This is a genomic window from Halopenitus salinus (genome assembly GCF_042662125.1).
In the GTDB taxonomy this organism is placed as follows: Archaea; Halobacteriota; Halobacteria; order Halobacteriales; family Haloferacaceae; genus Halopenitus; species Halopenitus salinus.
Genome location: NZ_JBHSXL010000006.1, coordinates 162,680 through 175,409, shown reverse-complemented (window position 1 = coordinate 175,409; position 12,730 = coordinate 162,680). Strand labels below are relative to the sequence as shown.

14 protein-coding genes are annotated in these 12,730 nt (G+C 68.4%); 8 read left to right on the top strand and 6 right to left on the bottom strand.

The window, feature by feature from the left end; genetic code table 11:
• Together npdG and ACFQE9_RS07070 are read left to right on the top strand one after the other, a co-directional pair.
• Positions 1-669, top strand: a complete 669-nt coding sequence (gene npdG, locus ACFQE9_RS07075) for an NADPH-dependent F420 reductase (RefSeq protein ID WP_379742422.1) — start codon at positions 1-3, stop codon at positions 667-669.
• Positions 670-762: 93 nt separating this feature from the next.
• On the top strand, positions 763-1,182 hold the full coding sequence (locus tag ACFQE9_RS07070) for a DUF8059 family membrane protein (RefSeq protein ID WP_379742419.1): 420 nt from the start codon (positions 763-765) through the stop codon (positions 1,180-1,182).
• A gap of 92 nt (positions 1,183-1,274) precedes the next feature.
• On the opposite strand, the gene ACFQE9_RS07065 is transcribed toward ACFQE9_RS07070, so the two are convergent.
• Entirely contained in the window at positions 1,275-4,283 is a 3,009-nt protein-coding gene (locus tag ACFQE9_RS07065; protein ID WP_379742416.1) for a hypothetical protein, read from the bottom strand.
• Positions 4,284-4,457: 174 nt separating this feature from the next.
• On the opposite strand from ACFQE9_RS07065, the gene ACFQE9_RS07060 reads away from it, so the two are divergent.
• Both ACFQE9_RS07060 and ACFQE9_RS07055 read left to right on the top strand, forming a co-directional pair.
• Positions 4,458-4,709, top strand: coding sequence for a DUF7552 domain-containing protein (locus ACFQE9_RS07060; RefSeq protein WP_379742413.1), 252 nt, complete (start codon positions 4,458-4,460; stop codon positions 4,707-4,709).
• On the top strand, positions 4,706-5,518 hold the full coding sequence (locus ACFQE9_RS07055) for a DUF7260 family protein (RefSeq protein WP_379742410.1): 813 nt from the start codon (positions 4,706-4,708) through the stop codon (positions 5,516-5,518). The genes ACFQE9_RS07060 and ACFQE9_RS07055 overlap by 4 nt, the downstream gene beginning before the upstream one ends.
• A gap of 45 nt (positions 5,519-5,563) precedes the next feature.
• Here the strand turns inward: ACFQE9_RS07055 and ACFQE9_RS07050 are convergent, their stop codons facing one another.
• Positions 5,564-6,478, bottom strand: a complete 915-nt coding sequence (locus ACFQE9_RS07050) for an RIO1 family regulatory kinase/ATPase domain-containing protein (RefSeq protein WP_379742407.1) — start codon at positions 6,476-6,478, stop codon at positions 5,564-5,566.
• A gap of 159 nt (positions 6,479-6,637) precedes the next feature.
• On the opposite strand from ACFQE9_RS07050, the gene ACFQE9_RS07045 reads away from it, so the two are divergent.
• The 3 genes from ACFQE9_RS07045 to ACFQE9_RS07035 all read left to right on the top strand — a co-directional run bounded on the left by ACFQE9_RS07045 (position 6,638) and on the right by ACFQE9_RS07035 (position 9,236).
• The gene (locus ACFQE9_RS07045) at positions 6,638-7,456 is read left to right on the top strand and encodes a lipoate--protein ligase family protein (protein WP_379742404.1); all 819 of its coding nucleotides are present in this window, start codon (positions 6,638-6,640) and stop codon (positions 7,454-7,456) included.
• A gap of 88 nt (positions 7,457-7,544) precedes the next feature.
• On the top strand, positions 7,545-8,378 hold the full coding sequence (locus ACFQE9_RS07040; RefSeq protein WP_379742401.1) for a deoxyribonuclease IV: 834 nt from the start codon (positions 7,545-7,547) through the stop codon (positions 8,376-8,378).
• A 42-nt stretch (positions 8,379-8,420) separates the two neighbouring features.
• Positions 8,421-9,236, top strand: a complete 816-nt coding sequence (locus ACFQE9_RS07035) for a class I SAM-dependent methyltransferase (RefSeq protein ID WP_379742398.1) — start codon at positions 8,421-8,423, stop codon at positions 9,234-9,236.
• Positions 9,237-9,253: 17 nt separating this feature from the next.
• Here the strand turns inward: ACFQE9_RS07035 and ACFQE9_RS07030 are convergent, their stop codons facing one another.
• From ACFQE9_RS07030 to ACFQE9_RS07020, 3 genes are all read right to left on the bottom strand, one after another.
• Entirely contained in the window at positions 9,254-9,922 is a 669-nt protein-coding gene (locus ACFQE9_RS07030; protein WP_379742395.1) for a DUF7095 family protein, read from the bottom strand.
• A gap of 121 nt (positions 9,923-10,043) precedes the next feature.
• On the bottom strand, positions 10,044-10,970 hold the full coding sequence (locus ACFQE9_RS07025; protein WP_379742392.1) for a glycosyltransferase family 2 protein: 927 nt from the start codon (positions 10,968-10,970) through the stop codon (positions 10,044-10,046).
• Positions 10,971-11,021: 51 nt separating this feature from the next.
• A complete protein-coding gene (locus ACFQE9_RS07020; protein ID WP_379742389.1) occupies positions 11,022-11,294 on the bottom strand; it encodes a MarR family transcriptional regulator in 273 nt (90 codons plus the stop codon).
• Between the two features lie 209 nt (positions 11,295-11,503).
• Between ACFQE9_RS07020 and ACFQE9_RS07015 the strand changes: the two genes are divergently transcribed.
• On the top strand, positions 11,504-12,220 hold the full coding sequence (locus tag ACFQE9_RS07015; protein WP_379742386.1) for a class I SAM-dependent methyltransferase: 717 nt from the start codon (positions 11,504-11,506) through the stop codon (positions 12,218-12,220).
• 57 nt (positions 12,221-12,277) lie between these two features.
• Here ACFQE9_RS07015 and ACFQE9_RS07010 read toward each other — a convergent pair whose 3' ends face one another.
• A complete protein-coding gene (locus ACFQE9_RS07010; RefSeq protein ID WP_379742383.1) occupies positions 12,278-12,685 on the bottom strand; it encodes a TRAM domain-containing protein in 408 nt (135 codons plus the stop codon).
• Positions 12,686-12,730 lie beyond the last annotated feature (45 nt).

Below are 12,730 nucleotides of genomic sequence, written 5' to 3'. Positions count from 1 at the left end.
ATGCGAATCGCGATACTCGGCGGAACCGGGGAGGTCGGGGAGGGCCTGGCGCTCCGGTGGGCGTTCCACACGAACCACGACGTCATCGTCGGCTCGCGCGACCCCGAGCGCGCGCGCTCGAAGGCCCGGGAGTACGAGACCGAACTCGACAGCCGCGGCGTCGACGCGTCGATCGGCGGCTTCGAGAACGCCATGGCGGCCGACCGCGCCGACGTGGTCGTCCTCGCCGTTCCGCCCTACCACGTCGGCGACACCGTCGAGGAGGTCGCCGATCGTCTCGGGGCGGACGACGTGCTCGTCTCGCCGGCCGTGGGGATGAAACGCGAGGACGACGGCTTCCACTACCACCGCCCCGGCGCCGGAAGCGTCACCCGGATCGCCGCGGACGCGGCGCCCGACGACGTTTCGGTCGTCGGCGCGTTCCACAACCTCCCCGCCGGTCGGCTGGCAAACCTCGATCGCGACCTCGGGATCGACACGTTGATCCTCGGCGACGACCCCGACGCGAAGGACATCGTCTCCATGCTCGCGGAGGCCATCGACGGGCTCCGCGCGCTGGACGCCGGATCGATCGACAACGCCGCCGAGGTCGAGTCGCTCACGCCGCTTTTGGTCAACGTCGCGATGCACAACGAGCGGCTCTCGGAGCTCGGCGTCCGGTTTCAGTGAGGAACGCCGACCACGGAGGGCGGCCGTCGACCCGAACACGTTCCCCGAGTTCCTCAAAATTTAACAGGTTTCGCCATGTGGTACCGACCAACCATGACGAAGGCGCTCAAATCGTCCGGTTTTCTCGGATTGGCCGTGATGATGGCCGTGGGGCTTCACCAGTCGATCATCCTCTCGAGCGGCGGCGCGGTCCCGCCGTGGATGATCGGCGGACACGCACACCTCGGCGTCCTCTCCATCCTCGCCATCGTGATGGGCTTTGCCGTGCCGGCGCTCGGCGTGGCCGGAACCCTTCGGACCGCCGTGACGGTCCTCTTCGTCGCGGGCCAGTGGGGCGTTCCGCTCACGGTCTGGATCGGCGAGGGCGCCGGGCTCACGTTCCTCATGCCGACGACGCTGCTTTGGGGCGGCGCGCTCATCGTGTCGATGCTCATCATGCTCTATCACACGCTCACCGCCGACGCCGGCTCCGGCGGTGCCGGTGCCGCCGGCGTCGCCCCCGCGGACGACTAACCCCTTAGCGGCCACCTTCGGTGACGGACCGTCCGTCCGCGGTCGTCCCGACTGGCGCTTGTCGTCACCCGACCGGCCTCACCCGACCGGAGTCATTCGATCGTCGCGTGATCGAGCACCTCGCGCTCGTCGAAGAGCACGATCACCTCTCCCGGTGAGTCCTCCGCGTCGATCGTCGTCGAGTCGCCCTCCCGTACCGTCCCCTCGCCGTTCCACGGGATCGGCCCTTCGGTGTGCCCTGGAACGTGTACGGAGAGCCGCTCCGCGTCGATCGGGTGGCCGCCCGCGTGTCGAACGACCAGTCCCCCGTCGTCGCCGTCGCGTTCCACCTCGAAGCTCGCCTCCGGGGCGATGGTCTCGGCTCCGACCCCGACGGGCTCGTCGGGGACCGTCCACTCGGCCCGGAGCGTCGTTCCCACCTCCGGTTTCCCGACCGGGATCGCGTCCCCGCCCTCGAGCATGTCGTGTTCGTCGGCCGGCTGGTCCTCCGCGGGCTCGTCGTCGACGAGCAGCCGGAACTCCGATGCGTCCCGGTCGACCCGGCCGACGTAGACGGCGTACAGCTCGTCCGGGTTCCTCGAGTCCGGAGTCGGATCGGATGACGACTCGGCTCCGTCGCCGGAACGGTTGACTCCCGGTATCGGTCCTTCGGATCCCCGTCGGAAGGTGAACGCGTGTCGGGGTCGCGTCGGGAAGTGGCCGATCGACCGGACCGAGACCGTGTTGGCCGTCTCGTGGCGCACGCTCACCCGCACCCGGTCGCCGATCTCCGCCTCGAGGACGATCGAATCGCCCTCCGTCAGCTCCTCGTACTCCTCGGCAAAGGACGGCGGCTCCGCGGGCTCATCGCCTTCGCTTTCGTTCGCGTCACCGCCGCTTCCGCCGTCGCCGTTCTCCTCACCGCTTTCTCCCCCACCGTCGCCGTTCTCCTCACCGCTGCTGCTCTCCGTTCCGCCGCTGCTGCCTCCACTCCCGCTCGCGCTCGTTCCGGTTTCCACGACCGTTCGGGACCCGCTCGGACCGTCGATCGACACCTCGAGACCCGCCGGATCGGCCGGCTGTTCGCCGACGTAGGTCAGTTCCATCTCCCCGGTTCCGGGGTCGTAGGTCGCCTCGATCGCGTTCCGTGCGGTCGTCGTCCCGCCGAGTCCCCGCTCGGCCTCCTCGCCCACCCAGACGGCCTCGACGGTCGCGAACGGCGTCGCCTCGGCGGTCACGACGTCGCCGGGGCCGAACTCGTCGTGTTCGTCGCTCGGCTGCGTTTCGGCGAGTTCCTCGTCGATTCGAAGCTCGACGTTCTCCGCGTCCATCACGTCGCCGTCCCGGTGTTCAACCCGAACGGTCCCGGACTCCGCGTCGTACTCCACGTCGACGAACGCCTCGGGGGTCACGTGGTGTTCGTCCACCGTCACCGGCTCCTCCGGCTTCAGCCACTCGACGACGACCGTGCTTCCGATCGGGATCTCGCCGAGATCGATCGCGTCCCCCTCCGAGAGCGTCTCCGTTCGATCCTCGAGTTGGACGTCGGCGGGCTCGCCGTCGACGAGCGTCCGGAACTCCGCGGCCGGCCGGTCCCGCTCGTCGTGGTAGACGGCCGCCACCGATCCCTCGCGTCGGTGCAGGTGGAGCCGCGGCGGGGTGACGTGGAACCGACGCAGGGGACGCTCCGAGACGCCGGGAACCTCCGGAACGTCGATGTCGACCGTGACGACGTCGTCCACCGCGACGTCCTCGACCGTGGCGGTTTCGCCCGTCGTGATCGGGGTCGAACCCTCGAACCCGTCCGGGAGTCGAACGCCGTCGGAACCGCGGTGTACCAGCTCCACGCGATCCGGGTCGGCGTCCCGCTCGCCGACGTAGGTCACCTCGAGGGCGCCCTCCTCCAGGTCGTATGCGAACTTGAACGCCTCCTCGTCGATCGCCTCGTTCACGTAGACGTACTGGCGGTTCCCGTCCTCGTCGAACCACCGGAGGATCACGCGCGAGAGAGGGTCGACTGCAACGTCCATCGCGTCCCCCGGCTCGAACGTCTCGACCCGGTCCCCCGGCTGGGCGTCGACGAGCTCCCCGTCGACCCAGAGTTCCAGCTCGGAGAGGGCCTCGCCCTCGACCGCCTCGCCGCCGACGTGTTCGATGGCGAGCGTCCCCTCGTCGCGATCGAGCGACGACTGGACGCGGACCTCCGGGGCCGCCTCGCGGTCGTACTCCGGCGGCGCCTCGAGGACCGCCCGAACGTGGACGAGGTCCCCGTCGCTCGACTCACGATCGATCGCCGTCTCGCGTACGATACCGGCGCCGACCTCCTCGATCAGCGACCGGACCGTCTCCTCGTCCGGTTCGCTTCCGTCCGTGAACAGGACGTACTCCGCCTCGGATCGATCCTCGAGATTCGCGGGATGCACCTCGAATCCCCCCGCGAACGCCTCGAGGCTCCCGATCGCGGGCGTTCGGAACCCGGAGTCCGCGGCGTCGGGGACGAAGAGGACCGTCGAGAACCCGACGAGTCGCTCGAAGGCCGCGCCGGCGTGGTCGTCCGCTTCGACCAGCCGGTCGACTTCGCCGCGCGCCGCTCCGGCGACCGCCCGCGCGTCGGCGTGGCGTTCCTCGGCGTCCTCGCCGGCGACGAACGCGGTCCGCCCCTCGACGCTCGCGACCGTCGTTTCGCCGTCGTCCGCGAGCCGCCATCCCTCGGCGGTCTCGATCGTCTCTCCGTCCGCCTCGCGGTCCATCGATCCGACGGCCACCGTGAGCCGCCGGCGATAGTCGTGTGCGATCGCCGTTGCGACCATCTCCAGGTCGGCCGCCTCGACGCCGAGTTCGCGTCCGGCGACGCGTGCCTGGTGCGGGAGGTTCTCGGCCTCGTCGATCGCGGAGACGTCCTCGGCCACGACGAGCCGGTAGGACATCTCGACGGCCGATTCGGCCGGGATCGCCTCGAGCGCGTCCGCGAGCGCGCTCGGGAGATCGTACTCGTCGGCCAGGTCAGCGACGCCCGCGGACGCCGACGGTCGCAGGTGGCGATCCGGATCGAGCGTGCCGGTCAACGCGGCGAGCGTCAGGGCGCTTCCACCGAGAAAGCTCCGACGGGAGGGTCTGTTCATACGTGTGGCCACTCGGGTTCCACCAAAAGCCGTTCCGAAGGCTCAAACGCGCCCTTGTGCCAACGGGTCGGCCGTAGGGATCAACCGATCCCCGGCGACGGTCGGCGCACGCCCGACCGGCGTTTAGGCATGCCTAAATTACTTGTACTCTCGGGTTTTAGGACGACCTAAATCATGCAGGTCACGCTCCGTGACGTCCGGGATCGGATCGAATCGCTCGCAAGTGACGTGGGGCGGTATCGTCTCGTGTGCGCGCGCACCGGCGAGACGCCCGTCCCGGTTGCCGGTCTCTCCTTCGAGAGCCGTGAGATCGCACGCAACGCCGCTCGCGAGGCCGAACGCTATCGCTCGGCCCTTCGGCGGTACGACGACGGCCTCGCCCACCACGACCTCATCGTCTGCGAGCGGTCGGGGGGCGATCGATGACCGTCCGAACGCCCGTCCACGAGGCCCTCGATCGCGTTGAGTCTGAATGCGACCGCGCCACCAAAGAGCGGAGCGCGCTCGGGCGGTTCGACGCGACCGTTCGGGAGATGGACCCCGTCTCGCCCGCCCCAACCGGCACGACCACGAGCCCCGCCGGTGTGACCGACGGTGGAACCGTCTCGATCCCGGGCGCGGCCGCCGAATCCGGTGCTCGATCCGGCGGAACGACCCGAGTTCGCGAGGTCTTCGCCGAGACCGTCGCGCCCCATACCACCGCGGGTCTCGACGGCGACTCCGTGGATGCGGCAGTTCGCTCGTCGCTCGGCGATAGCGTCGCGCTCGCCCTCGCTCCCGGCACGCCCGACCGGTTGACTCGAGACCTCCAGCAGGCGATCCGCTCCGCCGTCGCGGACCGCCGCGAGAAGCTCCGAACGATGGAGACGGCCCTCGACCGGGAGCGTCGGTCGCTTCGAGCCGCACGCGAGGAGATCGACGCCGTCGTCGAGTGGATCGCTTGCGCCGACGAAACCCCGCTCCTTCGACTCGACTTCGATGCCCTCTCCGACCGCCACGACGCCATCGATCGACACTGCGAGCGATGTGAACACGTCGCCGCCGAACGCCAGCGGCTGATCGCGAGCACGACGAGCCACGACGGCTCCGTCGGGATCACCCACCGGTCACTTCTCGAGCACCTCTATGCGGACTTCGAAAGCTCCCATCCGGTGTTGGCGACGATCGCTCGCCTCGTCGATCGCTGTCGGGACTGTCAACGGGCCGTTCGTGACCACCTGACGCGTCGGGTGTGAAAACGGGACTTTCGCTATGGCGGATTTTCTATCGCACCATATGGTTTATAAATCGTCGAACTCGCGGACCGTCTCGAAGGTTCCCTCCGCGACGGCGTCGGCGAGCCCGGCTACGTCGACGGAATCCGGCATCTCACGTGGATATTTCCGGACGAAATAGCGGGTGAGGTTCCGGAGATCCCGTTCGAGAAACTCCCGGGCGTTCTCGTGGTCCCGCCGGACCGCCTGGGGCCAATCGAAGATCGTGATCCCGCCCTCCGCGACCGCGACGTTGTGTTCGGACATGTCGGCGTGGATCCAACCCTCCCCGTGGGCCGTTTCGAGCTCGCGGATCACGAGATCGCACACGCCGAGGGCCTGTTCGGACTCCAGTTTCGCGCGGGCCAGTTCCACCCCGTCGAATTTGTCCATCACGATCGCGTGGCGGTTCTGATCGACCGGCCGCGGCACCGAGACGTCGGGATACAGCGTCTCGAGCGCCTCGTGTTCGCGTTCGGCCGCCTTGCGCGCGGTGTAGAGCCACGAGACGTGCTGGCGATCGGCGGTGTACTCGCGTTCCTTCATCACCTCCCGGAAGTTCGTATAGCCCTCCCGATGGAACTTCAACGCCAGCGGCTTGAACGACCGCACCTCGTAGACGTCGCTTTCCTTGCCGACCCCGAGCGGTGCGCCGATCCCCTGGAGCGTCTCTCGTTCGGCGAACGTCCGCAACGCGAGGGCGTCGTAGCCCTCGAAGGTGAGCTGGTAGCCCACGTACTGCATCGTCCGCCGCTCGATCAGCTCCTCGTCCATGCATCGGTCGATCCGGTAGTCGACCTCCTCGGGCGTGAGATCGGCGTATTCGGGGAGCTTGTCGCGGCGGACCCACTCCGAAAATCGCATCCCCTGCTCGACGCCCGAGAGGAGATAGAAGTCCTCGGGCTCGAGATCCGCCATCACCCCCGCGATGTTCGTGACCATGTCGGGGCTACTCCGGCGACGCCTAAAAGGGCGATGCGATCCCGGTCGATCGCCATGATAAATCCCATAATGCAATATAGAACTCACTAATCGACGCGAATGTCACCGTCGGCTCCGGGCGAACGCAACGGCTTTTCGGTCTCGATCCGAACGGGACCCATGAACGCACCCGACGGCGAGTGGCGTCTGATACGCGAGGAGGCGCGGCCGGGGGCGATGCAGATGGCGCTTGACGAGGTCGCCGCCGAGACCGCCGCCGACGGCGGCCCCTACACCGTTCGCGTCTACCGGTGGGACCCGAGCTGTCTCACGCTCGGGTATCACCAGGACCCCGGAACCGTCGACTGGGACCGGTGTCGCGAGTCGGGGATCGACGTGACCCGCCGACGGACCGGCGGCGGCGGGATCTACCACGACTTCCTCGGCGACATCGCCTACTCCATCGCCGTCCCGGCCGGGGCGGTCCCCGGCGAGCTCGTCGACTCCTATCACCTGCTCTGTGAGCCGATACTCGCGTTCCTCTCGCGGATCGGGATCGACGCCGGCTACGCCGAGGAGTCCCGCCCGGCGATCCATACGCCGGCCTGCTACCTCCGCGAGCTCCATCCGGCACACGACCTCGTGGCCGGACCGCCGGACGACCGACGGAAGATCGCCGGCAACGCACAGCATCGCGGCAACGAGGCGGTCCTGCAGCACGGTTCGCTGACCTACGCCGTCGACGCCGAGACCCACCTCGGCGTCTTCGACGACCCGCGGACGACTCCCGACCGGTTCCACGAGCGCGTCGTGGGCATGGACGAGCTCGTCGACCACGACCGCGAGTCCGCAGTCGGGGCCCTCGAGGCGACCCTCGCCGAGTGGGCCGACGCCGACGAGGGATCCTGGAGCGACTCCGAACTCGCCAGGGCGCGCGAACTCGTCGACGAGCGATACGGCTCCCGCTCGTGGATCCGACGTCAACCCGGGTCGCGGTAGCGGCTCGGCCGAGTCCGCCGGCCGATCCGTTCGCGCACCGTCCGTCGCCGTTCGAAGCGGCTTTTGCGCTCGCGGTCCATCCTCCGTCATGAGCCCGAACGTCGGAGCCCACGTGTCGATCGCCGGCGGCGTGGACAACGCGATCGACAACCAGATCGAGGTCGGCGGCACCTGCGGACAGATATTCACCCACTCGCCGCAGGTCTGGCAGGACCCGAACATCGACTCCGAGGAGGCCGAACGATTTCGAACCGGAACCGCGGAGCGGCTGGATGGTCCCTGGGTGATCCACACCTCCTACCTCGTGAACCTCTGTACGCCGAAGCCGGACCTCCGCGAGAAGTCACGCGAGTCGATGCAGCGGGAACTCGAGGCCGCGGCGGATCTCGACATCCCGTTCGTCAACGTCCACCTGGGCGCCCACACCGGCGCCGGGGTCGAAGCGGGACTCGAAAACGCCGCGTCCGTCATCGACGAACTCGAAGTACCCGAAGGCGTGCGGATCCTGGTCGAGTCAGACGCCGGATCCGGCACGAAGCTCGGCGGGCAGTTCGAGCACCTCGCGACCGTCCTCGATCTCACCGAACGCGACCTCGACGTCTGTCTCGACACCGCCCACACCTTCGCCGCCGGCTACGACCTCTCGACGGCGTCGGGCGTCGACGACGCCGTCGCGGAGTTCGACGACGTCGTCGGCCTCGAGCACCTGCGGTGTATCCACCTCAACGACTCGAAACACGACTGCGGCACCAACAAGGACGAACACGCCCACATCGGCGAGGGATACATCGGCGAGGCGGGCATGGAGCGGATCGTCAACCACCCGGACCTCCGCAATCTGCCCTTCGTGCTCGAGACGCCCACCGAGGACGGCCGCAGCTACGCGTGGAACATCGAGCGCGTCCGCGAGCTTCGGAACTGACGATCCGCGGGGCTTAACGCCCCGCCCCGAAAACGTCCGGTCGTGCGCCGGTTCTCCCCCGAATACCTCGACCGCACGCGCCGCGGCATGTGGGCCGACGACCGCGAGGCGCTTTCGGACCTCGAGTTGGACTCGCGGGAGTCCGTCCTCGACGTCGGCTGCGGGACCGGCGAGTTGACCCGCGTGCTCGCCGAGGAGACGTCCCCCGAGACGCGGCTTCTCGGGATCGACGCCGACCGGGACCTGCTTCGGGTCGCCCGCGACCGAAATCCGGAGCGGGTCTCGACGTGTGTGGGCGATGCGACCCGAATTCCCCTTCGAGACGATTCCGTCGATCTGCTCGCCTGCCAGGCGCTCCTCATCAACCTTCCCGACCCCCGAGCCGCGGTTCGGGAGTTTGCGCGCGTCTCGAGTGACCTGGTGGCGACCGTCGAGCCGAACAACGCCGACGTCGGCGTCTCCTCGACGGTCGAACGCGAAAAACGACTGGAACGGGAGGCCCGAGAGGCCTACCTCGATGGCGTGGGAACGAACGTCGCGCTCGGCGACCGGGTTCGCGAGCTGTTCCGCCGTGAGGGGTTCCGGGACGTCACCGTTCGGCGGTACCTCCACGAGAAGCGCGTCGCGCCGCCCTACTCCGAGCGGTCGATGGAGGCGGCGGTTCGGAAGGCGAGCGGGTCCGGGCTGGACGAGCACCGCGCCGAACTCGAGGCCGCGCTCTCCCCGGAGGCCTACGAGGACCTCAAGGGCCGCTGGCGCTCGATGGGTCGTGAGGTGATCGACGACATGCAGGCCGGCGAGTACGAGCGCGTCGAGGTGGTTCCCTTCGAGGTGACGGTCGGCCGCGTCCCGAGTTGACCGTTGGACGCCGGCTCCTAGACGACGTCGCCGCGGACCGACGCCCCGTCCGCGTCCGATCGGTCGCGTCGCATCGCGGCAGCGGCCTCGGTCGCCACCTCGGAGTCGGCTCCGAGCATCTCCAGCGCCTCCTCGAGCGTGGGCATGGCGAACGATCCCTCGCGGAGCCGACCGAGCGCCTCCCCGTCGCGCTCGCCGTCGACCCACAGACACACGCCCCGCGGGTCGAGGATCTCCCCGTAGATCTCACGCGCCAGCGCGCCCTCCAGCCGCTGGGTGACGTTCGCGTCGAAGCTCGCGTTACACACCTCGAGGTGGACCGGCTCGTCGTCCGGCAGGAGGTGGGCCGCCAGACACTTCTCGGGTGCGACGTACCCGTTGTCGCTCGTCTCGATCAGGTCCGGGTGGTCGAGCGCCCACTCGGCGCGTACCGTTCCGCCGATCCCCTTCACGCCGAATTCGGCCTCGAAGTCGCGGTCCCGTTCCCCCTCCCGATTCTTCCGGTTCTTCCGTTCCCCGCCGAACAGGACGTCCTTCGTGAGGTAGACGTCGAGACGGTCTATCGGGTCGAGCCCGAGCGCGACCTCCCCGAAGACCCACACCTCCCGGACCGGAACAGGCATCGTCTCGGCGTCGATCGTCTCGAGGATCGCCTCGATCCGGTCGACGGCCGCGTCTCGTTCCATCGACGAACCCTTGCTCGCGCGTCCGGATACCGGTTACGTCGCGAGGCCGAGGGGTGGTCGGCGGACGGTCGACGGATGGTCAGTCGACGGTTGGGGGACGTTCCGTCCGCCGGTGGCCGGTTCAGGCGGCGTCCTCGCGCCAGTCGTACTTCGCGACCGCCCGGTCGGCGCGCTTGGAGATGCCGTTCGGGTTCCGCTTCGGCGAGCGGTCGCGCGCTCGGGCGGCCATCCCCTCGCCGAAGCCGCTCGCCGTCCCGGCCACCACGTCCCGGCCGTTCCCGACCCAGCCGGACGGCGTGGCCTCGCCGGAGAGGACGTCACGGGCAACCGAGGTGGCGTCGCCGACCGCGTGTGACCCGATCCGACGGAGGACGGTCGGACGGAGACCGTAGTTCTTCGCCAGTCGATACGCGAGCGCGCGGTACTTCCAGCGCCAGTCGTGGTCGGGCTCGCCGCCGTCGGCCGCGGCCGGTTCCCCGGGATCGTGGCGGACGGTTGCCTCGGGCTCCCAGACGAGTTCGTAATCGTGGGTCGCGAGCCGGTGTGCCAGATCTCGCGATCCGCCGGTCGGAAGGTGCTCGTCGAAGCCGTCGAGGTCATAAAGCACCGACGCGCGGAACGCGACGTTCCCGCCCGCGAAGTACGCGACCTCCCGTCCCGCGATCCGTCGCCGTTCGCTCCGCTCCGCGGTCCGGCCGGCCGGCAGCGACCGACAGACCGGTCCCGTGACGACGTCGCCGCGCTCGAGTCCGGATCGGACCCCCTCCAGCCACGACGGGCCGACCCGGTTGTCGTAATCGACGAGCGCGATCCGGTCGCCGCTTGCGACCTCGATGCCCGCGTTCCGCGCGACGTTCACCGTTCGATCGGAGATCTCCACGAGGACGTCGACGTCGTCCCGGTTGCGGACCATTCCCGTCGTTCCGTCCGCCGAGGGACCGTTCACCACGATCACCTCGGCGTCGGGCGCGTGGGCGGCGAGCGCGTCGAGGCCCGCGGCCAGCTGGTCACGCCCGTTGAGCGTCGGAACGACGACCGAGAGGGTCATGTCTGCTCGAATAGGCACGGCGACCTAAAAGACCCTTCGTGAGCGGTCGAGCTACTTCCGGAGGTAGTAGACCTGCTTGCGGGCGTCCTTGAAGCTGTAGCGCGACTCGATCAGCTCCGCGTCCTCGAGGCGGTTGAGGGCGTATCTGACGGTCCGGTCGGGAAGCAGCGACTCCTCGGCCAGCCGGCCCTGCGACAGCGGCGCGTCGGTCTCGAGGACCTTCGCCACGAGCTTCGCGCTCGGGGGTAGCTCGCGCAACCGGTCGCGGAACTCCGCCTCGGTCAGGATCTCCGGCGTTCTGGTCTCCGCGGAACTAGTGCTCATATCGTATGAAACCGATCGACCCGTCGTAAAGGTTGGCTATATATGGGTGAAACTGATACCTACAATATAAGGTAATAGTATCGTGTTCGATCGACAGAGATCGATCAGGCGGGTTCGCTCGCGCCCGATATCGTTGCGATCGGATCGTCCGGCGTTCGTCCGCCTCATCCAGTACGGTTTTGTTCGTCGGGCGTACAACGTCCGGTAGCGTGAAGGGACAGGACTGGTATCAGGCCGACGAGGTCGCCGAGGAGTACGACGACGTCCGGTTTTCCGACGGCGGGCGCGTGATCGACCGCCGCGAACGGGAGGCCGTGCTCTCGGCGGTCGAGCCGGACGATGACACGCGGATCCTCGAGGTCGCCTGCGGCACCGGCCGGTTCACGACGATGCTCGCCGCCCACGGCGCCGAGGTCGTCGGGCTCGACATCTCCCGCGAGATGCTCGAACAGGGACGGCGGAAGGTCCGCGATGCGGGCGTCGACGATCTCGTCGAGTTCATGCGCGGCGACGCCTCCCGGCTCCCGTTTCCCGACGATCACTTCGACACCGTTCTGGCGATGCGGTTCTTCCACCTGATGGACGACCCCGAGCGGTTCATCGCGGAGATGCGTCGGGTGAGCAGCGACCAGATCGTCTTCGACACGTTCAACCGCCGCAGCGCGCGCACCCTCTACACCTGGATCCTCCCCATGGGGTCGCGACTCTACTCGGAGGATCAGGTCGTCTCGCTGCTTCGGTCGGCCGATCTCTCGCTCGCCGGCGAGGAACACGACTTCGTGTTGCCCTACGGCTTCTACCGCAGCCTCCCCGGCGTCGTCGCACGTACGTTTCGGCGGATCGACGAGGCGATCGGGGAGACGATCCCCGGCGATTACGTCGCGTCCGTCTCCTACTGGGACGCCAGGGTCCCCCCCGAGAAGTGACCTCGTTCGGGTTCGTTTCGAACGTCGGCGATCGGGGACGCCGTTGCGACGGACCGCTTAGACGTCCTCGTCGACGATCTCGCCGACCGCGAAGTTCGATTTGACCTCGGTGACCTCGATCTTGACGCGCTCGTCGATCTCGCCGCCGGGGACGATGATGACGTAGCCCCGCTCGACGCGGGCGATCCCGTCGCCCTGCTTGCCGATGTCCTCGATCTCGACGTAGCGCATCTCGCCGGGTTCGACCGGCGGCTGTGGACCGTCCTCGGTTTCGGGAGCGGCCTCCCCGAGTTCCTCCCCGCTCGCCTCCTCGATCGCGCGGGTGATGAGCGCGACCCGGTAGGTCTCGCCGGGATCTATCGTTCCGGTGTCGATCTCGCGTTTCGGTACCTCGATGACGTACGACCCGTCCGTCTCGCGGACGTCGGCGCTGAACAGACAGAGGAGTTCATCCGAGATTTCCATAGGTAGACCTCCACCCGTTAGTGAGAACGGAGCACAATAGGTGTA